This is a genomic window from Halovivax limisalsi (assembly GCF_023093535.1).
Lineage (GTDB): Archaea > Halobacteriota > Halobacteria > Halobacteriales > Natrialbaceae > Halovivax > Halovivax limisalsi.
In genome coordinates this window covers 616,371-636,164 of the sequence record NZ_CP095757.1, presented here as the reverse complement: position 1 = coordinate 636,164, position 19,794 = coordinate 616,371, and the positions used below count along the sequence as shown (strand labels likewise).

Here is a 19,794-nt window from a genome sequence, read left to right as displayed (position 1 = left end):
GTGTCATCGGGCCCGGCTATCCGCCCAAAACTTTGTCACGAAATCGAGATTCAATTATGAATATCAATGAATAACTACACAGTAAAGGTACCGGCCAAGGAGGCTCTCGGACGCGTTCGGCCAGCTCCGACGCGCATACCGAATCGGTCAGATCACGGCAGCCCGGTCGCATCGGCGAGGCGACCGAGCGAACGCCACGCCGCGGGAGACCGCACCGGTCGATTCCCGCCTCCGTCGGATCGATATCCCCCTCGTGGACGGCGTTGCGGAACTGTTTTACCCGCTGCAGGTCCAAACCCGAGCAATGAGCGACCTCGAGGAGGAGTACCGCCTCGATTACTTCGAAGCGGAGGGATTCGAGCGAGTGGAGTGCGTCTCGTGTGGCAATCACTTCTGGACGCGCGACCCGGAGCGAACGGTGTGTGGCGAGCCGCCGTGTGCGACGTACGACTTCATCGGCGACCCGGGATTCGACGCGGCCTACTCCCTCGAGGAGATGCGGGAGGCGTTCCTCTCGTTCTTCGAGGAGCACGGGCACGAACGCATCGATCCGTACCCGGTCGCGGCGAATCGCTGGCGCGACGACGTCCTGCTGACCCAGGCGTCGGTCTACGACTTCCAGCCGCTGGTGACCTCCGGGAAGACGCCGCCGCCGGCCAACCCGCTGACGATCTCCCAGCCCTGCATCCGGATGCAGGACATCGACAACGTGGGCAAGACCGGCCGGCACACCATGGCCTTCGAGATGATGGCCCACCACGCGTTCAACGCCCGCGAGGATCTCGACGATCCGGAGCAGTACGCCTACGAGGGCGAGGTCTACTGGAAGGACCGCACCGTCGAGCTCTGCGACGAACTGCTCGACTCGATGGGCGCGGACATCACCGAGGTCACCTACATCGAGGACCCGTGGGTCGGCGGCGGCAACGCCGGCCCCGCGATCGAGGTCATCTACAAGGGTCTCGAGCTGGCGACGCTGGTCTTCATGTGCATGGAGCAGGACCCCGACGGCGAGTACGAGCTCAAGGACGGGAACACCTACTCCTACATGGACACCTACGTCGTCGACACGGGCTACGGCCTCGAGCGCTGGACCTGGATGAGCCAGGGGACGCCGACGGTCTACGAGGCGATCTACCCGGAGATGATCGCCTTTTTGAAGGATAACGCCGGGCTCGAGTACACCGACGAGGAATCCGCCCTCGTCGCGAACGCGGCCAGGCTCTCGGGCAACCTCGACATCGACGACGTCGACGACGTCGAGGCCGCCCGCGGTGACATCGCCGACGAACTCGGCGTCGACGTCGACGAACTGCGCGACCTCGTCGAACCCCTCGAGACCATCTACGCGATCGCCGATCACTCCCGCACCCTGGCCTACATGTTCGGCGACGGCATCGTCCCGTCGAACGTCGCCACGGGCTATCTCGCGCGGATGGTCCTCCGGCGCACCAAGCGCCTCTGCGACACCGTCGGCGTCGACGCGCCGCTGGACGAACTCGTCGACATGCAGGCCGAGCGGCTGGGCTACGAGAACCGCGACACGATCCGCGACGTCGTCCGCAGCGAGGTCGAGAAGTATCGCGAGACCCTCGAACGCGGGGGCCGCCGCGTCGAGGACCTCGCGCGCGAGTACGCCGAGCGCGACGAGGCGATCCCGACCGACGAGCTCATCGAGCTCTACGACTCCCACGGGATCCAGCCGGACATGGTCGAGGAGATCGCCGCCGAGCACGGCGCGAACGTCGACGTCCCCGACGACTTCTACTCGCTCGTCGCCTCGCGCCACGACGAGGAGACGGCGGGCGGCGACGTCGGCAGCGGCGACGAGGCGCGCTTCGAGGACCTCCCCGAGACGGAAAAGCGCTACTACGACGACCAGGAGCGCACCCAGTTCGAGGCCGTCGTCCTCGACGTCTTCGAGCACGAGGACGGTTACGACGTCGTCCTCGACGGCACCCTGTTCTACCCCGAGGGCGGCGGTCAGCCCGCCGACAGGGGGACGCTCTCGACCGACGAGACGACCGTCGAGGTCACCGACGTCCAGGAGGTCGACGGCGTCGTCCTCCACCGGACCGACGGCTCGCTCGGCAAGGGCGAGTTCGTCACCGGCCAGATCGACGCCGAGCGTCGCCGCCAGCTGATGGCCCACCACACCGCGACCCACGTCATCGGCCACGCGGCGCGCGAAGTGCTCGGCGAGCACGTTCGCCAGGCCGGCGCCCAGAAGGGCGTCGACTCCGCCCGACTCGACGTGCGCCACTACGAGCGCATCACCCGCGAGGAAATCGAGGAGATCGAACGCGTCGCCAACGATCTCGTCAGAGCGAACGCCCAGGTCACCCAGGAGTGGCCCCACCGCAACGAGGCCGAGGCCGAGCACGGCTTCGACCTCTACCAGGGCGGCATCCCGCCGGGCGAGCACATCCGCCTGATCCACGTCGCCGAGGACGTCCAGGCCTGCGGCGGCACGCACGTCGCCCGCACCGGCGACATCGGCGCGATCAAGATCCGCTCGACCGAGCGCGTCCAGGACGGCGTCGAGCGACTCGTCTTCGCGGCGGGCGAAGCCGCCATCGCGGCCACCCAGGAGACCGAGAACGCCCTCTACGAGGCCGCCGACGTTCTCGACGTCGACCCGCCGGAGGTGCCCGAGACGGCCGAGCGCTTCTTCGAGGCCTGGAAGGACCGCGGCAAGCGCATCGAGGAACTCGAATCGCAGCTGGCCGAGGCCCGAGCGGCCGGCGCGGACGACGCCGAGACGGTCGACGTCGGCGAGACGACGGCGGTCGTCCAGCGAATCGACGCCGACGTCGACGAGCTCCGGGCGACCGCCTCCGCTTTCGCCGAGGAGGGCCAGATCGCCGTGCTGGGCGGCGTCGCGCGGAGCGCGACGGAAAGTGAGAGCGGGACGGGGTCCCGCGAACAGGGCAGCGCGCAGTTCGTCGTCGCCGTGCCCGACGGCGCCGGCGTCAACGCCGGCGAGGTCGTCGGCGAACTCGCCGCGAAAGTCGGCGGCGGCGGAGGCGGCCCGCCGGACTTCGCCCAGGGCGGCGGTCCGGACATCGAGGCGCTCGACGATGCACTCGAAGCGGCACCGGACGTGTTGCGGCAGGTTCGAAACGCCTGAGACGAGTTATCCCGTCTCGCTCCGATTGCTATCGTCCGACTCCGGCGTGGCCGACACCCGCTCGGACGCGTCGACCCACCCCGCGTCGCCATCTTCGATTATCTTCGCACGCGCCTCGTACGTCTTGTCCGCCAGGAACGGCGACCCCCATCGGAACGGGAGGACGTACACGTACTCGTCGACCTCCGCTCGAACTCCGAACGTCTGTTCGTGAGAATGATCGTACGTGTCCGCGAACAGGAGTTCGGCTCGCAGGTGTACGCGTCCCCTGTCCGGCCCAGTTTTCTCGACCGTCGGTGCGACGAACACCGTCCGATCGTCGGGCTGGTAGACCCGAACGTTCCGGATATCGAACGAGGGTCCGTCGTCGCCCGTAATCGTGGCGAGACAGCCGGCTCCGGCTACCGCACCGAACGCGCCGGCGGCGGCAATGAACGGTCGCCGGTTCATGGGTCCGGAGGGGCGCGGGAGACCGCCTCAGCTGGCGTTCGGTTCAGCGGTCGCGGCACTCGTGGGGGGCGAGGTCCGGGTCCGGGTACCATACCGTACCAGTGTGCGCTGCAGCGTATAAACATACCTGATCCAAGTCACAATCAGTAGAAAACTATTTATTTATCCATTCTGTTATCATGCACCATGTCCAGGGGTAATTTCCCGAGGAGAGAGGCGTTGAAGGTACTGGGAACGAACGCAGCGGCGCTCTCCGCGATCGGTGGTCTGTCACCCTCTACGGCGAAAGCGGAGTGTCCCGTTCCGCCGTGTCCCGGCGATCCAGGGAACGGGCAAGAACGGGAGGAGGAGACGGCCACCGACTCCTACACCGGTCCGGAGATGCGAGGGAACGGCGACTTCACGGTGACGCTGGCTAGCACTGTGATCGAACATGTACCGATCTGGGCACCGAGTATCGAACAGTGGGAGTGCGATATAAGCCTCTCGGGGATCGCCCACTGCGCGTTCGTCGATGACGGAAGCCCGGCCGAGGAGATGTGGTGGCACGAGTGTACGGTCTCGAACCAACAGTTCGACAAGGATCTGTACACGAGAAACGATCCCGAGTGGTGTGGGATCAAGAAGGGCGAGGGTCGACAACCGCCGGACTACTCGAAGCTTTCCCACGTCGAGTCGGCCATCGCGCTCGGCGTCGGCGTTCTAAACACCGCCGCGGGGACGGCGCTCGGAGCCGCGGTCTTGCTCAAAGACATGATCGCCGAGTACGGCGGCGGAGGCGTGGGACGAAAGTGGAACGTCGACAGCCCGCTCGGCGGCCCGACCCAGCATCTCACCGGCTATTATCACAAGTACCGGGCCGAGATGGATTCGAACGAGGTGACGATCCACGACCTGACCGACCTTGCGGTGGCCTACCCGGAGTTCCCGGTCAGCAACACGTTCGAAATCATCATGGGCTCGCCCGCGAGTCCCCCCGACGACATGTCGGCTGCGGAGCGAGCGGAGTACGGAATTCGGCGATACGACCCGGGCGACGCTGCGGCCATTCAGTCGGCGAACCCCCACGTCCAGTCGGCGCTCGCCCGCCACGACGAACCCATCTACGCGGCCCACGACGCGCGGCGATCGGTCAGCGTCAAATCCGCCGGCGTTCCCGCGGTGCTCCGCACGGAGTACCCAGAACTGGACTGGGAGGGATAACGGAGTCCGCGGGTTAGCGACGGCCCTCACGATCGCTGAAACGCGCTCGAGAGTTTCGAATACGGGCGATTTGTCTGTTTCGCCGCGGCCGGCGTTCGGGACACTCGTGGCCGAGCGCGAGCAGCGGGCGCTGACGACTCCGAGACGGTCGACGTCGACGCACTCGACGGCGCGCTGGCGGAACGCCGTCGTCTTGCGACAGGTTAGAAACGCCTAACGAGAGCGATTGCTCACGTTCGAGACCGCTTCGACTCCGGATAGTCGTGCCCGAGGACGAGCGCGGCCACGTTGAGTCCGAGGAGCGCGACCAACAGAGTGAACTGGCCCGTGGATTCGACGCCGACGACGAGTAGCGGGAGGTAGACGACGGGTAACAGGGCGCCGGCCCAGAAGGAGACGGCAGTGATCGAGGGTCGAGTCATCGGTCCGGGATGTGCGTCCGGGTTGCGAAATCGCCCCCGGCGCGGCGACGGCTGGCGGCTGGCGTGCGGTTCTGCGTGCGTTCGACGGTGGCTGTGCGGGCGCGTGCGAGTGCGGAGTGGGCGCTCATGGGACGGTTCGACTGGAGGGATAGCTACACCCGAGAGCGGTATTGTTAGCTCGCAGTTACGGGCCGGTACGGGGTCGTTTCCGGCGGCATTCGGGGGAGAAGGGGGCGCCTACCCGGCGGGGTCGTTGCCTCGATCGTCGGCACCCCGCGTCGGTCGTCAGTAGTTCCGTTCGACGTCGGTCGGCCGAGCGACGAGTTCGACGTCGACGGTCCGGCGCTCGCCGTCGCGGACGATCTCGAAGTCGACGACGTCGCCGGGGCTCGTCCGGAGCGCGAGTACGCGCGAGAGGGCGTGCTGGTCGGGGACGGGTTCGCCCGCGACGCCGACGATGACGTCGCCGCCGACGGGGATAGGCCGGCCGTCGCGCGTGACCTGATCGGGGCTGCCCTGGAGAACGTCCGACGCCGGCGTCTCCGGGTCGACCTCGACGACGAGGACCCCCACGGCCTCTTCGAGGTCGTTCGCCGCCGCGACCGCGGGCCCGACCTCGCGCAATCCGATCCCGATGCGGGCGTGTTCGTACTCGCCCACCTCGATCAGCGTCGGGACGACACGCGAGGCCAGCGCGGCGGAGGTGGCGAAGCCGACGCCCTCCGCGATGCCGGAGCTGATGACGCCGACGACCCGACCCTCCATATCGACCAGCGGCCCGCCGCTGTTGCCCGGATTCACGCCCGCGTCGGTCTGGACGACGTTCGGGATGTCGAAGTTCGCCGGCCCCGGCAGCGAGCGATTGACGCCGCTGACGATCCCGCGGGACATCGACCCCTCGAAGCCGTAGGGGTTGCCGATGGCCAGCACCTCCTGCCCGACGGTCGGGCGGACGTCCGAAAAGGAGAGCGGCTCGGCTATCTCGGGACGATGTTCGACTTCGAGCACCGCCAGGTCGCTGTAGACGTCGGTGCCGACCACGTCGGCGACCGTCCAGTCGCCGCTCGTGTACTGGCATTCGATCCGATCGCCGCCCCAGACGACGTGTTCGTTGGTCACCAGGTAGTCCTCGTAGACGAACGCCGAGCCCTGCCCGACGCCCTCCTGGCCCGTCGAGGATTCGATCCCCGAGACCGTCACCATCGTCACGGAGTCGATCACCGACTCGTAGATGTCCGTGAAGACGGTCCCGTCGGCCTGCTCGTCCGGGTCGAACTCGGGCTGCATCGAGGCGTTGCCGTACCCCGCCCGCTGCCGGGCGCCGGGTTCGGCACAGCCTGCAAGCGCCGCGACCAACCCGCCGCCGGCCGCGGCGAGGAACGCCCGGCGGGACCGATCCGATTCGTGCATACCGGCCCCATGCAGTCGACCGTCTTGAAAACGGTGATCGGCGACGGGCAGGTTCACCTTAGTTCGGAGCCGATCCGCGATACGCCCACTCGGTCACGAACACGAACAGATACCCGACGATCGCCGCGGGGAGCACGCTGTAGATGGCGTACAGGCCCACCGAGAACGGATCCGGCGGGGACAGAACTGCCCCGGCGAGCAGTGCCAGCACGCCCACGAACCACAGGACGCCGGCGTACCGTTCAGCGTCGCTAACGGACGACTCCCGCGGACCCAGGTCTCGGCGATTCCAGTAGTACTGAATGCCCGACGGAACCGGCAGGAGACCTGCTGATACCGCCCGAGACAGGGGGTTCGACGCATCGCGAGCGGCTGCATCCTGGTAGACGAGCCACCCTGTCGTCACTGCGACGAGTACGATCGGAAAGAACGCACCGATCGCGACTACCGGGAGTAACATCTTTACTGAAGGGAATAGGTGTTCGAATAATGAGCGTTTCGGTCGGTGCCGAGTGGAGCGTGGCGGGCGCCAACGGACGCACGGGCAGACGGCCGACCGAGGCAGAATCCTCCTGCTCACCGCTCCGTCGAATGGAAAGCGTGTTAGGCCCGCCGTCCCCACCTGGGTACAATGACCATCACGGAATCGGCGGCCGACCTGCTCGCCGGCGGCCCCGTCTGTGACGCCTGTCTCGGGCGGCCGTTCGCCGACCGGAGCTTCGGCCTGCGAAACGACGAGCGCGGCCGGGCGCTGCGGACGACGCTGGCCCTCGAGGCGGACGAGCCCTACGAGTCGGACGACCCCGCCGAGTGCTGGGTCTGCGAGGGCTACAGCGGGACCTACGACGCGCTGGCCGGGGCGGTCGTCGAGACGCTGGAGGACGTCGAGTTTGCGACCTACCAGGTGGGAACGGTCGTCCCGCCGCTGGTCGAGGAGAACGACCGCCTGCTGCGCGAGGACGCGGGCCTGGACCCCGACGCCGGCGAACCGTTCAAGCGCGAGGTCAACCGCGAAGTAGGCCGGCGCGTCGGCGCGCGGACGGGCACCGAGGTCGACTTCGAGCGCCCGGACGTCCTCTGCGTCCTCGACCTCTCGGCGTTCGACCCGCTCTCGGTGCTCGAAGACGGCGAGTCGGTGACGGGCCACGCCGTCGACCGCCAGCTCAACCCCGCGTTCGTCTACGGCCGGTACCGCAAGCTCGAGCGCGATATCCCGCAGACGGAGTGGCCCTGTCGGGAGTGCGGCGGGAGCGGTACCCAGCTGGCAGACGACGGCGAGGAACCCTGCGACTACTGCGGCGGATCGGGCTACCTCTACGACACCAGCGTCGAGGAGACGGTCCGCCCGCACGTCGTCGAGGCGATGGACGGGCGCGAGGGCACGTTCCACGGCGCCGGCCGCGAGGACGTCGACGCCCGGATGCTCGGCACCGGCCGGCCGTTCGTCCTCGAGGTGAAACACCCCCGTTCCCGGACGCCCGACGTCGCGGCGCTCGAAGCCGCGATCAACGAGGCCGCCGCTGGTGCCGTCGAGGTCGAGGGTCTCCGCCTCGCGACCCACGACATGGTCGAGCGCGTCAAGGAACACGACGCGAGCAAGCGCTACCGCGCCGCGGTGCGGTTCGACGACCCGGTCGACGCCGACGCCCTCGAGACGGCGTTCGACGAGCTCGAGGGGACGACCGTCGAGCAGTACACGCCCCAGCGCGTTGACCACCGCCGCGCCGCGCTAACCCGCGAGCGCACCGTCTACGGGATCGACGGCGAACTCGGAATCGCCGACGCGATGGCCGAGAGCGTGGACGCGGCAGGGGGAGATGCCGACGCGACGGAACCGAGCGAGGGCACCGCCACGACCGCGACCATCGAGGTCCACGGCGCGGGCGGCCTCTACATCAAGGAACTCATCAGCGGCGACGACGGCCGGACGGAACCCAGCGTCGCCGGCCTGCTCGAGACCGGGGCTGACGTACTCGCGCTCGACGTGCTCGCCGTGGAAGGCGAGGACGAACCGTTCGAGCAACCCGAGTACTTCGAAGACGAGCGTGACATGAACGAGGCGAACACCGAACCCGATCCGACCGACGAGGGGGACGCGTCGTGACCGTCTCCGACAGGCAGTTGAAGGCGTTCTACCTGATCGGCGTCGCGCTCAACACCCTCGGACTGATCTACTCGATCGATACCGGCGAATACCTCTTCGCCGGCACCTTCGCGTTGATCCTTGGCTACCTAGGGTTTCGCTACCGGATGGTCGGACCCTAGCGCGTCTGCTCGTCCCAGTAATCGACGTCGGCGTCGATCGGGTAGTAGCCGTGGAGGAGTCGCGACCCTGACCCGCCGGGCGGGCTGCCGACGAAGACGCCAAATGTCTCCGAATCGGGATAGACGGTCACGTCCGGTTCGTTCATGGTCGAGACGACCAGGTAGCGCAGCGGTCCGTCCGAGTCGTTTGCCACCGCGTGACCCCCGTCCGGGGTCGCCGGAAGCGAGGCGTAATCCCCCGGTTCGAGTGCGTACGTCTCGTCACCGAGCCGGAGCGTCCCCGTGCCCGAGAGTACGTAGATCGCCTCCTCGTTGGCCGCGTGGTAGTGGTACGGCCAGGATCGCTCGCCGGCCGGAAGCTCGTAGAGGCTACAGCCGATCCGGTCGCCGCCGGCCGCCTCGCCCAATTGCTTTCTCCTGACCCGTATCTCGCCGTCCTCGATCGCGGTCCAGTCCAGCTCGTGGGCGTTCACGGGTCCCATGCCACACACCCTCTCGCCGGCGACGGTATATCTTCCGTCCCGTTCGGATCGAGTCACAACGATTTTGCACCCGTCGGTCGATTGGTCGATCGATGCGCTTCGGCGTCGACGAGGCGGGCAAGGGGCCGGCGATCGGCCCGATGGTCGCGGCGGCCGTCCACGTCGACCGTCGCGACCGGCTTCCCGAGGGAATCGCCGACTCGAAGGACCTGGCCCAGGAGACGCGCGAGTCGCTGTCGCAGACGCTTCGGGCGGACGACGGGATCGCGGTCGGCGTCGCGGTGATCACCCCCGCGCGGATCGACGCACCCGAGACGGACATGAACGGCCTGGCCGTCGAGGCGCACGTTTGCGCGATCGAGGCCGCCCTGAACGACGCCGGGATCGAGGCGACGGCCGACGACGACCTCGTCCCACGAGGCGTCTGCGACGCCTGCGACACCGACGCCGACCGATTCGCCCGTCGGGTCGCCGACGGGCTCGCCCGGGACGCGTCGATCGACGCGTTTCACGGCGCCGACGCTGCGGACCCGCTGGTCGGCGCGGCGAGCATCGTCGCGAAGGTCGAGCGGGACGCCCGGATCGAGCGCCTCGCGGCCAGTTTCGCCGACGAGGGCTACGACGAGATCGGCAGCGGCTATCCGAGCGATCCGACGACCCGGACCTTTCTCGAGACCTACGTCGCGGATCACGGTCGTCTGCCGGACGGCGCTCGCGAGACGTGGTCGACCTGCGAGGAAGTCCTCGCCGCTACGTCCCAGACGGACCTGGGCGACTTCGGCGAGTGATCGGTTCGGCAGCGACGGACTCCGGCGCCCGTCGTACGAGCGCTCCGACCGGTATCGATCCGCGAGGAACCGTCTGCAATCGCCGACGAGTAGCATCACTCCGCTGGAACGCCCCGTCTCGACGGGACCCCTATGTCATCTAATCATATAGTTGACCGGCGTCGATGTGACGAATTGGATACTAGGGTCACCAAATACGGTCCGGATGCGTTAGTAATATCATTGTTCATAATTCCCATTCATAATTAGTTATTTGTTCCCGCTCAGAATCAATATCGCCCATGCTGGAAGATACCAGCAGGCGAGGCGTGTTGAAACGTATCGGCGCGATGGGCATCGGCGGACTGGCGCTCGCATCGTCCGGCTCGGCGACAGCGGCGACCGACGAACGGGTGACGAAGGACACGGCGGGACGAGTCGCCAGAGAGACGGTCGCACAGCTCGCGACGTGGGACGAGTACGACGACTGGGCCCCGAGTGGCGTCACCGACGGACAGCTGTACTTCGGCAAGGTCGAGACCGACGGCGTCGTCGAGTACGTCCCCCGCGCCTGGGTGTTCGCGATCGAAGACCGCGGACGGGACGTGGGATACATCACGATCGACGCCGACCAGCTCGTCTCACCCGTACTCGCCTTCGGCCGCTCCACGGCGCCGCATCGCCGTCTGGACCGGGCGGCGCAGGTGAGCTCCCGACACGGACTGGCCGTTCGAGATCGGTTCCTGTACCACGGCGGGGTCCAGTTCGGCGTCGAGACTACCGACCGGCGGATGGTCGATCTCCGCGGAGAGCGCGTCGTGCCGGCACCGGCGGTCGAGCACGCCGACCTCCTGAAACCGACCTTCCGCCCCGACGCGGACGGGTCCCCGAAACGCGTTGCATCCTCCAAAACCGTCTTCACGGATCCGCCGGACTGGGAGGGCGGCACGGACGACGAGATCAGCGACGTTCCCAACTGGACGGACTACGACGACGGCGGTGCCGACGATACCGACTACGGCTCCGGCGACGACGAGTGGGACGAGTGGGACGGCTGCTCCCCCATCGCCGGCTCGATGGCGATCGGGTACCACGAGGGGATCGACGAGTGGGAGTACGACGAGATCGACGCGCTCATCGACCGACTCCACGACGACATGAACACAGACTCGAGCGGGTACTCGGAGTTCCACGACATCGACAACGGCATCTCGAACTACGCCGAGGGATCCAACTCGTACAACGGAAATAACAATCACTTCATGATCCGCGGGAACATCAAGGATGCCGTGTCGAACAACAATCCGCCGATGTTGAATATGATAAACGGCCCGTACACCAAGAAGGACAAGGGCTGGGTCAACGGCCACAGCGTGACCGTCGTCGGATACAAAGACGCCGGCTGGCTCCCCAGCGACTTCTACCACAAGGTCCACAACGGCTACGACGAGCCCGCGGACAAGATCCAGAACGGCAACTGGAGCGACTCGTTCGTCACCCGGATCAAACCGGAGTGAGCCGCCCCAGCCCGACGGTCATCGTCCGGGCCCCTCGTTTTCGGACGGCGTCGATCGATCGCCGCTGCTCGCGACCGTCCGGTCAGCCGGATCCCACGTCGCCGCGCCGGAGCAGGTCGACGGCGCCGACGCCGAGAACGAACAGCGCGAGCGGAATCCCGACGCTGAGGGTGAGGAGTCCGCCGCCGAACACGCCGGCGGCCGACCCGCTGTAGAGGGTGTGGAGGCTGACGGCTGCCAGCGCTACCGTGACCGCACCGAGAAGGCCGATGAGCACCGACACGATCCCGAGGCCGCGACGGATGGAATAGCCGAGCGATGCGAGCCCAAGCAATCCGGGAACGAGGAGTTCCGGATCGAGTGGGACGTCGCCGACGGCTGGTCGCGTCGGAAACCCAACGGGCGCGTCGGTACTCATGACGAGCGCGACGAGGAGGACGGCTATCGAGAGCGCGATTTCGATGGCGTGGACGGAGGCCGGGCGAGTCCGCTGCATTAGTACCGGCCACCACGGCGCGAATAATAAGGCTTGCGAGTGGCGGTTGCTATCAGCGACAGCCGTGCGAGGCAACCGTTCGCCGGCCCCGATCCCGTACCCTGGCGATCTCGGCAACGGCCGGCACCCGTCTCGGGCGCCCCTCGAGGCCAGCCGAGATGACGGTCGGGGTGCTCCGGACGGTCTCCTAGCCACGTTCGAGTACGTTTTTTACGGCCGCCTCCCTCCACCCGAACATGAATCTCGATCCCGAGGAGTACAGCGCCTACTGGCGGGCCTCGATCCGCATCGCCGCCGGACTGCTCCTCGTCACGTTCGGGACGTGGTTCGCCGGCCAGTTCCTCGGTCAGGGCGGGACGGGGCCGACGGCGCTCGGGGCGTTTCTCTACGCGGGAGTCACGCTCGTCGGGACCTACGTCGCCGTCCTCGGGCTCGCCCGGGTGATTCGGACGGCGGTCGCAGCCGAGCGGCGGGGTTGATTCGACGGCAGTCGACGGCGAATCGCAGTTCGTTACGCTTTACCAGTTGCGATTCGAAACCCGATCGATGAGTGGCGTTCCCGACCGCGAGTCGGTACCCAGGGGGAATCGGTGGGCGATCGAACGAATCTACGACTCGGACGAGGCGTGGCGCGATGCCTACGAGGCGGCCAGCGACCGCGTCGAGAAGTTCGCGTCGTACGAGGGGACGACGACCGAGGATGCGACGAGCCTCCTCGCGGTCCTCGAAGGCTACGAGGCCCTCACGCGGGAGGTTCAGAAAGTCGCTTCCTACGCCCGCATGCGTCGGGACGAGGACACGGCCGACCAGCAACGCCAGGCGATGGCCTCGCGCGGGGAGACCCTGCAGTCCAACGCGGCGTCGGCCACCTCCTTCATCGAACCCGAGATCCAGACCCTCACCGCCGAGCGCTTCGAGGCGTTCGTCGACGAGGAGCCGGGACTCGAACACTATCGCCAGTACGTCGACGACGTCCTGCGGATGAAACCCCACACGCGCTCGCCGGAGGTCGAGAGCCTGCTCGCCGACCTCGGCGAAGTGACGGGGACGGCGAGCAGCGTCTACTCGATGCTCGCGAACGCGGACATGTCGTTCCCGACCGTCGAACCGAGCGAGATCCGCGCCGGCACCGACGAGGGAGCCGACGGAGACGAGGGATCGGGAGCCACCGGCGGCGAACCGGTCGAAATTACCCAGAGCAACTTCGTCAACCTGCTCAAACGACCGGACAGGGACTTCCGCCGGCGCGTCTACGAGGCCTACTACGAGGAGTGGGCGTCGATGCGAAACACGGTCTCGACCGCCTACGCAAAGAGCGTCACCGCCGACGTCCGCCTCGCGGAAGCCAGGAACTACGAGACCGCGCGCGAGGCCTCGCTCGACGACGCGAACGTTCCCGTCTCGGTCTACGACACGCTCGTCGAGACCGTGACCGACAATCTCGACGCGCTCCACCGCCACGCCGACCTCAAGCGCGAGGCGCTCGGGGTCGACGAGCTCCGGATGTGGGACCTCTACGTGCCCCTCTCCGGCGGCGAAGGACCCGACGTTCCCTACGAGGACGCCTGCGAGCACGTGATCGAGGCCGTAGCCCCGCTCGGCGAGGAGTATCAATCCCGACTCGCGGACGGGCTCGACTCGCGCTGGGTCGACGTCTACGAGAACGAGGGCAAGCGCTCGGGCGCCTACTCCGGCGGCGCGTACGACACCGACCCCTACATCCTGCTGAACTACCAGGACGACGTCGCCTCGATGTACACGCTGGCCCACGAACTCGGCCACTCGATGCACTCCGAGTACGCCAGCGAAAACCAGACGCCGATCTACGCGAGCTACGACCTCTTCGTCGCCGAGGTGGCCAGCACCGTCAACGAGGCGCTACTGACCGAACACCTCCTCGAGACGGTCGAAGACCCCGCGTTCCGACTCCACGTCCTCAACGAGTTCGCAGAGCGGGTCCGCTCGACGCTCTTTCGCCAGACGCTGTTCGCCGAGTTCGAACACCGTGCTCACGAACTCGAGGAGGCCGGCGAACCCCTCACCGCCGACCGGCTCGACGAGCTCTTCCGCGAGCGCAAGGACCGGTACTACCAGCCCGCGGTCCTCGACGAGCACATCGCCCGCGAGTGGATGCGCATCCCGCACTTCTACCGCGCGTTCTACGTCTACCAGTACGCGACGGGCATCTCCGCCGCGCTCGCGCTCGCCGACACCATCCTCAGGGAGGGCGAGGACGCCGCGGCGGACTACCGCGAGTTCCTCTCGCTCGGCTCGCGCGAGTACCCGCTCGACCTGCTCGAGATCGCCGGCGTCGACGTGCGCTCGGCGGGCCCGATCGAGCGCGCGATCGCGCGCTACGACGACCGCCTCGACGAACTAGAAGACCTCGTCGTCTGAACCGCCGCCCGCTACCCGACGCCCGGATCGGCGACCGGGCTGCTGGCGACCGCTTGACGCCATCGAACCGGCCGACGGTCGGCCACCGCGACCCAAAGGCACATTTACATCCGCCGTTTATCCATCGCTCGTCAGAATGGCCCGAAGTCCGTCCCTGCCGGACCGCCCCAATCGCGAGATCGATCCGAACCTCCCGGACGACGAGCGAATCGAGGCGCTACGGTCGCACTACGAGGAACTCGTCGAGATCAGGTCGGAGCTCGAAACCAATCTCGAGGCGGCCGAGCGCCGCCGCGACGAACTGCGCGAGCGCGTCGACCGCGCCGAACGCGAGAACGAGACGCTGAAGAGTTCGCCGCTGTACGTCGCCAGCGTCGAGGAGTGCTTCGACGACGAGATCGTCGTCAAACAGCACGGCAACAACCAGGAGGTCCTGACGGAGGTCTCGACGCGGATGGCCGGTCGCATCGAGCCCGGCGACCGCGTCGCCGTCGACGACTCCTTCGGGTTGCAGACGCTGCTCTCCAGCGAGACCGACGCTCGCGCCCAGGCGATGGAGATCACCGAGCGACCCGAGGTCACCTACGACGAGATCGGCGGCATCGACGAACAGGTCCGCGAGGTACGCGAGGCCGTCGAACAGCCCCTCACCGAGCCGGAACGCTTCCGCGAGGTCGGCATCGACCCGCCCGCGGGCGTCCTGCTGTACGGCCCGCCGGGCACGGGCAAGACCATGCTCGCGAAGGCCGTCGCCCACGAAACCGACGCCACCTTCATCAAGATGGCCGGCTCCGAACTCGTCCGCAAGTTCATCGGCGAGGGCTCCCGGCTCGTCCGCGACCTCTTCGAACTCGCCCGCGAGCGCGAACCCGCCATCATCTTCATCGACGAGATCGACGCCGTCGCCGCGACGCGCACCGAGTCCAAGACCTCCGGCGACGCCGAGGTCCAGCGGACCATGATGCAACTGCTCAACGAGATGGACGGCTTCGAGAACCGCGGCGAGATCCGCATCATCGCCGCCACCAACCGCTTCGACATGCTCGACCGCGCCATCCTCCGCCCCGGGCGCTTCGACCGCCTCATCGAGGTCCCCGAACCCGACGCCGAGGGCCGCGAACGCATCTTCGAGATCCACACGCAGACGCTCTCGCTCGCCGACGCCGTCGACTGCGAGAGCCTCGCCGACCGCACCGAGGGCTACTCCGGCGCCGAGATCGAGAGCGTCGCCACCGAAGCCGGCATGTTCGCCATCCGCGACGAGCGCACCGACGTCACCATGACCGACTTCGAGGACGCCATCGAGAAACTCGAATCCGACGACGGCAGCGATATCGTCCCCTCGGGCAACTATTTCTACAACTAGTACCGAACTTTTGCGCTGCGTGCGGTCGCTACGCAACCGCACTCGGCAAAACTTCGATGAAAAGCGCTCCTCCCTCCGTTCCGTGACGCTTCGCGTCACTCCACATCGGTCGTCGGCCCGCTCGCTCGTCCGCTCCGCGGACTCGCTCGCGGTGAGTGGACTAGCGCGAACCAGCCTTTCCCCGTGCTCGCGTGCCCAAACGGGCACGCTCACGGCCGCCGCACCGTTGTTCCGGTGATCAGTCCGATTCGAACATTGCTCAGTTACTACTGCCGGACGTCGACGCGTTCGGCGTGGCCCCTCACGAGCCAGAAAAATCTGCTACCATGACCCCACCAGAGTTGTATTCGGAGGGATTCGGTCCAGCGCTCTCCAAGTGAAGCGCCGGACCCCGCGGGCAATTGGTTATAATTATGTTCTCTTCGAAGGAAATCAGATCATGAAATGCTCTCGGAGATGGGCTATCGCCGGTCTCGCGTCAGGACTCGCGATCACTCCGGGGTGCCTCACAGAATCCGACCGAAAACCCACGCTCGATTTCCTCCTGGTCGAGAACATAGATACAACAAGCGGGTACACGATCGAATCCCAGGTGCTAGAGGATGGAGATGTGGCATACGAAACGGTAGTCGAGTTGGGCGTCGCATCGATAGTCGATTTCGCCGGTCCATCTTCAAGAAACGGAACTTCGTCACCCGATAGCTCGGAAGGAGGATCGATTCCCACACAAGTGATCATCGACGAGGGCTGGTCGCGAGAACCGGCAGACTACGTAACTCGCGCGCGAATCGACGGCGGCGAGTGGGCGACGGTGGACGTGACGGAAGAAGCCAGGAGTCGCTACCTCGGCGTCCAGTACGTGACGAACGACGACTCGATCGGTGCCGCGTTCCTCCAGCACCACGACTCGCTGGCGGACGCGTATCATCGGCGCGGTAAGGAGGGCGACGAATCGCAACGCCTTACGCCGCCGAGGCCCGAAATCGGGTAATGAGTACCATCCAGGTCGTCCAGGGATCGGCGACAGGCCCGACGGCGATGGCGGCCTACGACGCGGCGCTCGCGGACGCGGGCGTCGAGAACTACAACCTCGTCACGGTCTCGTCGGTGATCCCGGCCGGCGTCCCCGTCGAGGGAGTCGGGACGGCGCCGGATCTCGGCCCGGCGGGCGAGCGCCTGACCGTCGTGGAAGGCCGGGCGAGGGCGGCCGGGCCGACGAGCGTGAGCGCCGGCCTCGGCTGGGTCGAGTCGGTCGACGACGGGCCGGGATTGTTCTACGAAGCGGCTGGCGAGGTCGAACCGGCGGACGTCGAACGGCGGATTCGCGAGGGGCTGGCCGCCGGGAGCGACCTCCGGGACTGGAATCTGGGCGAACCGCAGGTGATCGTCGAGCGCGCCAGCGCGGACGCCGGCGAGTACGCGGCGGCCGTCGCCGTCGCCGTCTACGGCGAGAGCGAACCGATCGTGTGAGTTGCGAGGCCGAGCGCCAGCGAGGCCTCGAAAATGCGAGCGGGAGCGAAGCGACACGCGAGCCGCCGATCAGCATCGCCACCGCACTGAACTGAGCCAAACGTTTTTGGCCGGGCGTCTCGTTGGGTCGGTACCGACTTTCTCATGAACGGCAATACTCCATACGCGGGCCGCCCGGGAATCACGCAGGCCGGCCACCGCGCCGCGGACGACCTCGACGAGGTGACGCCGGGACAGCGACGCCTCCTCCGCCGGGACGTCTCGCGCGTCGCCGCCCGAACCCGGGAGTTTCTCCCCGACGAGTACGTCGTCGACAGCGATATCACGGCGGGCGTCGGCGGGCCGCAGGTGACCGTGGCCGTCCAGCCGCCGATCGGTCACCCCGTCAGCGCCGGCTTCACGCCCGACATCGAGCCCGTCGAGGAGACCGGCTCCGTCATCGACGACGACGAGTGCGACGAAGTCGCCCGCGGCCTCGCCGCGAGCGCCGCGCTCCAGGTCAAGCAGGCGATGGGCAACGAGTTCACCCCGACCGCGCGCTGATCGCGGCCGGCCCGATCGGCCGACCGCACGTCGAGCGACCACTCCGTCACTGACTCACTCGTCCCGAACGCGGTTCCAGCCGATCGTCCCGCCGACGAACGCGGCGACCATGACGACCACGAAGCCGATGAAGTAGACCAGGGCCTCGCTCTCGCCGCCGGAGACCGCGTTCGTCGCCACGATGAAGCCGGCGAGGAGACTCGCGACGACGAGTAACCCGACGATGCCACGCCGGCTGTCGAACCGTTCCAGTACCGTTTGCATACCAGCGGAGATGCGACGCGACCGACAAAACGATTCTGGCAGATCCCGCTCGACGGGACGTACCCATCGGTCGGATTACCGACTGTCTCTGACGAAGTCGGCTACCGCCTCGACGACGCGTTCGTCGACGGGGTTCTCGGGGGCCGTCCACTCCGCAGGGCTCGACTGCCCGGTTCCGGGCTGGAATCGGTGGTTCAGGTCGTCGAACACCTCGATCCGGACGTTGGGTTCGTCGCCGATGGCGTCCTCCCAGACGGCGAGGTCGTCCTCGACGGTCACGAGGTAGTCCCGGCCACCCTGGACGAGGAGGATCGGGACGTCCAGCTCGGCGGCGGTCGCGGTGTGGTCGTATGCCTGCAGCGTCCGCCAGAAGGGGCGGCCGCGCCCGCCGGCGATGTCGATGACTTCGTCGTCGCCGATGTCGAGCGTCCGGATGCGCTCGGCGAGCGCCGCGACGTCGGCGAGTGCGTCTTCGTCCGCCTCCGACAGGTTGCCGTCGAGCGTTAGAACGTGGCGTTGCTGGCGGACGATCGCCTCGTGGACCGGGACGCCGGACGGGGCGAGCATGATCACGCCCGCCGCGTCGCTCCGCTCGGCGATCAGCGGCGCGAATTTCCCGCCGAGGCTGTGGCCGGCGACGAACACGTCGTCGACGCCGTCCGTTCCGCGGAGTCGCTCGACGGCCGCGACGGCGTCGTCGACGATGATGTCGTCGACGGTGGCCGCCGTCCGGTCGACGTCGCAGGCGACGGTCCGTTTGTCGTACCGGAGGCTGGTGATCCCCTGCGTAGCGAGGCCCCACGCGAGTTCTTTGAAGGTCCGATTCGCGCCGGCGGTCTCGTCGCGATCCTGATCGCCACTGCCGTGGACCAGCACGATTCCCGGTCCGCCAGCGTCCGACGCGGGACGAGTGAGCGTCGCGCCGATCGAACAGTCGTCGGGGGCCTCGAGCGTCAGGTCGCGTTCGGACAGCGCCGATTCGTCCGCGTACGACGGCGGCGTCCACTCGCCGCCCGGCCGCGCGACGAACTCGGCGATGTCGCCCTCCGCGAACGCGTACTCGAACCGAATCGCCGCTTCGCTGAACTGCCCGCGAGCGACGACGACAGCCAGTCCGTCGTCCCGGTGGCCCCGAAACTCCACCGCAGCGAACCCCTCCAGATCACCGGCCGGCCGAATCTGGGTCTCCCAGAACGATTCCATCTCCCCCGGCGGCAACTGAGATGCGAACGACTCCGTCACTAACTCGTAGGCCGCATCCGTCTCGCCCGCATCGAGCCGTTCGACGAACTCCCTGGCCCTGCGCTCAAGCGTGCTCGGTTCGACCCCCTCGTCGACAGCCGAGTCGCCGTCGGATTCGTTCGAGTCGCCGTCCGTCCCACCATCACCGTCGGTTTCGTTCGGCTCGTCGCCGGCTCCGTCGCTTCCATCGGATCCGGTGACACACCCGGCCAGGCCCGCAATTGTACCCGCCGCAACGGTCCGAAAAAGCGATCGACGTTCGACCACGTTCATATTTACTATCTAACACTACTGCCGATTTAGGCGTTCGGGTTTCGCACGGCACGTCGCCGTCACCCGGTTTCGAACCGAACGTGAAATCGAACGTCCA

General features: G+C 67.2%; 20 protein-coding genes. 12 read left to right on the top strand and 8 right to left on the bottom strand.

Translation table 11 applies throughout. The annotated features are described in order from the left end of the window. The first annotated feature begins 304 nt into the window (after nucleotides 1-304). Nucleotides 305-3,130, top strand: coding sequence for an alanine--tRNA ligase (gene alaS / locus MXA07_RS02725; protein WP_247730524.1), 2,826 nt, complete (start codon nucleotides 305-307; stop codon nucleotides 3,128-3,130). 6 nt (nucleotides 3,131-3,136) lie between these two features. Here the strand turns inward: alaS and MXA07_RS02720 are convergent, their stop codons facing one another. Further along, nucleotides 3,137-3,580 (bottom strand): OTU domain-containing protein, encoded by a 444-nt coding sequence (locus tag MXA07_RS02720; RefSeq protein WP_247730523.1) that lies wholly within the window; start codon nucleotides 3,578-3,580, stop codon nucleotides 3,137-3,139. A gap of 186 nt (nucleotides 3,581-3,766) precedes the next feature. Here MXA07_RS02720 and MXA07_RS02715 point away from each other — a divergent pair, with 186 nt between their 5' ends. Then, on the top strand, nucleotides 3,767-4,783 hold the full coding sequence (locus tag MXA07_RS02715) for a hypothetical protein (RefSeq protein ID WP_247730522.1): 1,017 nt from the start codon (nucleotides 3,767-3,769) through the stop codon (nucleotides 4,781-4,783). 230 nt (nucleotides 4,784-5,013) lie between these two features. On the opposite strand, the gene MXA07_RS02710 is transcribed toward MXA07_RS02715, so the two are convergent. The 3 genes from MXA07_RS02710 to MXA07_RS02700 all read right to left on the bottom strand — a co-directional run bounded on the left by MXA07_RS02710 (nucleotide 5,014) and on the right by MXA07_RS02700 (nucleotide 7,075). After that, nucleotides 5,014-5,205, bottom strand: a complete 192-nt coding sequence (locus MXA07_RS02710; protein ID WP_247730521.1) for a DUF8028 family protein — start codon at nucleotides 5,203-5,205, stop codon at nucleotides 5,014-5,016. A 285-nt stretch (nucleotides 5,206-5,490) separates the two neighbouring features. After that, nucleotides 5,491-6,615 (bottom strand): S1C family serine protease, encoded by a 1,125-nt coding sequence (locus MXA07_RS02705; protein WP_247730520.1) that lies wholly within the window; start codon nucleotides 6,613-6,615, stop codon nucleotides 5,491-5,493. Nucleotides 6,616-6,673: 58 nt separating this feature from the next. Further along, complete coding sequence (locus MXA07_RS02700; protein WP_247730519.1) at nucleotides 6,674-7,075, bottom strand: hypothetical protein; 402 nt, start codon at nucleotides 7,073-7,075, stop codon at nucleotides 6,674-6,676. 171 nt (nucleotides 7,076-7,246) lie between these two features. Between MXA07_RS02700 and MXA07_RS02695 the strand changes: the two genes are divergently transcribed. Together MXA07_RS02695 and MXA07_RS02690 are read left to right on the top strand one after the other, a co-directional pair. Next, on the top strand, nucleotides 7,247-8,719 hold the full coding sequence (locus MXA07_RS02695) for a tRNA pseudouridine(54/55) synthase Pus10 (RefSeq protein ID WP_247730518.1): 1,473 nt from the start codon (nucleotides 7,247-7,249) through the stop codon (nucleotides 8,717-8,719). Next, complete coding sequence (locus MXA07_RS02690; RefSeq protein WP_247730517.1) at nucleotides 8,716-8,880, top strand: hypothetical protein; 165 nt, start codon at nucleotides 8,716-8,718, stop codon at nucleotides 8,878-8,880. Before MXA07_RS02695 ends, MXA07_RS02690 begins: the two co-directional genes overlap by 4 nt. Here MXA07_RS02690 and MXA07_RS02685 read toward each other — a convergent pair. Then, entirely contained in the window at nucleotides 8,877-9,362 is a 486-nt protein-coding gene (locus MXA07_RS02685; protein ID WP_247730516.1) for a cupin domain-containing protein, read from the bottom strand. The genes MXA07_RS02690 and MXA07_RS02685 overlap by 4 nt on opposite strands. Nucleotides 9,363-9,454: 92 nt before the next feature. On the opposite strand from MXA07_RS02685, the gene rnhB reads away from it, so the two are divergent. Together rnhB and MXA07_RS02675 are read left to right on the top strand one after the other, a co-directional pair. Beyond that, nucleotides 9,455-10,150: a ribonuclease HII gene (gene rnhB / locus MXA07_RS02680; RefSeq protein ID WP_247730515.1), complete on the top strand. Its 696-nt coding sequence runs from the start codon at nucleotides 9,455-9,457 to the stop codon at nucleotides 10,148-10,150. Between the two features lie 281 nt (nucleotides 10,151-10,431). Next, nucleotides 10,432-11,646, top strand: coding sequence for a C39 family peptidase (locus tag MXA07_RS02675; RefSeq protein ID WP_247730514.1), 1,215 nt, complete (start codon nucleotides 10,432-10,434; stop codon nucleotides 11,644-11,646). Nucleotides 11,647-11,728: 82 nt separating this feature from the next. Here MXA07_RS02675 and MXA07_RS02670 read toward each other — a convergent pair whose 3' ends face one another. Next, the gene (locus MXA07_RS02670; protein WP_247730513.1) at nucleotides 11,729-12,142 is read right to left on the bottom strand and encodes a hypothetical protein; all 414 of its coding nucleotides are present in this window, start codon (nucleotides 12,140-12,142) and stop codon (nucleotides 11,729-11,731) included. Nucleotides 12,143-12,378: 236 nt separating this feature from the next. Here MXA07_RS02670 and MXA07_RS02665 point away from each other — a divergent pair, with 236 nt between their 5' ends. The 6 genes from MXA07_RS02665 to MXA07_RS02640 all read left to right on the top strand — a co-directional run bounded on the left by MXA07_RS02665 (nucleotide 12,379) and on the right by MXA07_RS02640 (nucleotide 17,918). Beyond that, a complete protein-coding gene (locus MXA07_RS02665; protein WP_247730512.1) occupies nucleotides 12,379-12,621 on the top strand; it encodes a hypothetical protein in 243 nt (80 codons plus the stop codon). A 67-nt stretch (nucleotides 12,622-12,688) separates the two neighbouring features. Beyond that, nucleotides 12,689-14,539, top strand: coding sequence for an oligoendopeptidase F (pepF, locus tag MXA07_RS02660; protein WP_247730511.1), 1,851 nt, complete (start codon nucleotides 12,689-12,691; stop codon nucleotides 14,537-14,539). 136 nt (nucleotides 14,540-14,675) lie between these two features. After that, a complete protein-coding gene (pan2, locus tag MXA07_RS02655; protein ID WP_247730510.1) occupies nucleotides 14,676-15,905 on the top strand; it encodes a proteasome-activating nucleotidase Pan2 in 1,230 nt (409 codons plus the stop codon). Nucleotides 15,906-16,344: 439 nt separating this feature from the next. Beyond that, nucleotides 16,345-16,896 (top strand): hypothetical protein, encoded by a 552-nt coding sequence (locus MXA07_RS02650; protein WP_247730509.1) that lies wholly within the window; start codon nucleotides 16,345-16,347, stop codon nucleotides 16,894-16,896. Then, entirely contained in the window at nucleotides 16,896-17,375 is a 480-nt protein-coding gene (locus tag MXA07_RS02645; protein WP_247730508.1) for a pyruvoyl-dependent arginine decarboxylase, read from the top strand. Before MXA07_RS02650 ends, MXA07_RS02645 begins: the two co-directional genes overlap by 1 nt. Nucleotides 17,376-17,519: 144 nt before the next feature. Further along, on the top strand, nucleotides 17,520-17,918 hold the full coding sequence (locus MXA07_RS02640) for a DUF5811 family protein (protein ID WP_247730507.1): 399 nt from the start codon (nucleotides 17,520-17,522) through the stop codon (nucleotides 17,916-17,918). Nucleotides 17,919-17,972: 54 nt separating this feature from the next. Here MXA07_RS02640 and MXA07_RS02635 read toward each other — a convergent pair whose 3' ends face one another. Beyond that, nucleotides 17,973-18,182 (bottom strand): hypothetical protein, encoded by a 210-nt coding sequence (locus tag MXA07_RS02635; RefSeq protein WP_247730506.1) that lies wholly within the window; start codon nucleotides 18,180-18,182, stop codon nucleotides 17,973-17,975. A 75-nt stretch (nucleotides 18,183-18,257) separates the two neighbouring features. Then, on the bottom strand, nucleotides 18,258-19,697 hold the full coding sequence (locus tag MXA07_RS02630; RefSeq protein ID WP_247730505.1) for an alpha/beta hydrolase: 1,440 nt from the start codon (nucleotides 19,695-19,697) through the stop codon (nucleotides 18,258-18,260). Nucleotides 19,698-19,794 lie beyond the last annotated feature (97 nt).

What these genes read in the sequence shown, in the direction of transcription:
- rnhB (WP_247730515.1), top strand. Translation starts at nt 9,455, where the DNA reads ATGCGCTTCGGCGTCGACGAGGCGGGCAAGGGGCCGGCGATCGGCCCG.
- MXA07_RS02670 (WP_247730513.1), bottom strand. Translation starts at nt 12,142, where the DNA reads ATGCAGCGGACTCGCCCGGCCTCCGTCCACGCCATCGAAATCGCGCTC.
- MXA07_RS02720 (WP_247730523.1), bottom strand. Translation starts at nt 3,580, where the DNA reads ATGAACCGGCGACCGTTCATTGCCGCCGCCGGCGCGTTCGGTGCGGTA.
- alaS (WP_247730524.1), top strand. Translation starts at nt 305, where the DNA reads ATGAGCGACCTCGAGGAGGAGTACCGCCTCGATTACTTCGAAGCGGAG.
- MXA07_RS02635 (WP_247730506.1), bottom strand. Translation starts at nt 18,182, where the DNA reads ATGCAAACGGTACTGGAACGGTTCGACAGCCGGCGTGGCATCGTCGGG.
- MXA07_RS02640 (WP_247730507.1), top strand. Translation starts at nt 17,520, where the DNA reads ATGAACGGCAATACTCCATACGCGGGCCGCCCGGGAATCACGCAGGCC.
- pepF (WP_247730511.1), top strand. Translation starts at nt 12,689, where the DNA reads ATGAGTGGCGTTCCCGACCGCGAGTCGGTACCCAGGGGGAATCGGTGG.
- MXA07_RS02675 (WP_247730514.1), top strand. Translation starts at nt 10,432, where the DNA reads ATGCTGGAAGATACCAGCAGGCGAGGCGTGTTGAAACGTATCGGCGCG.
- pan2 (WP_247730510.1), top strand. Translation starts at nt 14,676, where the DNA reads ATGGCCCGAAGTCCGTCCCTGCCGGACCGCCCCAATCGCGAGATCGAT.
- MXA07_RS02710 (WP_247730521.1), bottom strand. Translation starts at nt 5,205, where the DNA reads ATGACTCGACCCTCGATCACTGCCGTCTCCTTCTGGGCCGGCGCCCTG.
- MXA07_RS02665 (WP_247730512.1), top strand. Translation starts at nt 12,379, where the DNA reads ATGAATCTCGATCCCGAGGAGTACAGCGCCTACTGGCGGGCCTCGATC.
- MXA07_RS02685 (WP_247730516.1), bottom strand. Translation starts at nt 9,362, where the DNA reads ATGGGACCCGTGAACGCCCACGAGCTGGACTGGACCGCGATCGAGGAC.
- MXA07_RS02645 (WP_247730508.1), top strand. Translation starts at nt 16,896, where the DNA reads ATGAGTACCATCCAGGTCGTCCAGGGATCGGCGACAGGCCCGACGGCG.
- MXA07_RS02630 (WP_247730505.1), bottom strand. Translation starts at nt 19,697, where the DNA reads ATGAACGTGGTCGAACGTCGATCGCTTTTTCGGACCGTTGCGGCGGGT.
- MXA07_RS02695 (WP_247730518.1), top strand. Translation starts at nt 7,247, where the DNA reads ATGACCATCACGGAATCGGCGGCCGACCTGCTCGCCGGCGGCCCCGTC.
- MXA07_RS02700 (WP_247730519.1), bottom strand. Translation starts at nt 7,075, where the DNA reads ATGTTACTCCCGGTAGTCGCGATCGGTGCGTTCTTTCCGATCGTACTC.
- MXA07_RS02715 (WP_247730522.1), top strand. Translation starts at nt 3,767, where the DNA reads ATGTCCAGGGGTAATTTCCCGAGGAGAGAGGCGTTGAAGGTACTGGGA.
- MXA07_RS02650 (WP_247730509.1), top strand. Translation starts at nt 16,345, where the DNA reads ATGAAATGCTCTCGGAGATGGGCTATCGCCGGTCTCGCGTCAGGACTC.
- MXA07_RS02705 (WP_247730520.1), bottom strand. Translation starts at nt 6,615, where the DNA reads ATGCACGAATCGGATCGGTCCCGCCGGGCGTTCCTCGCCGCGGCCGGC.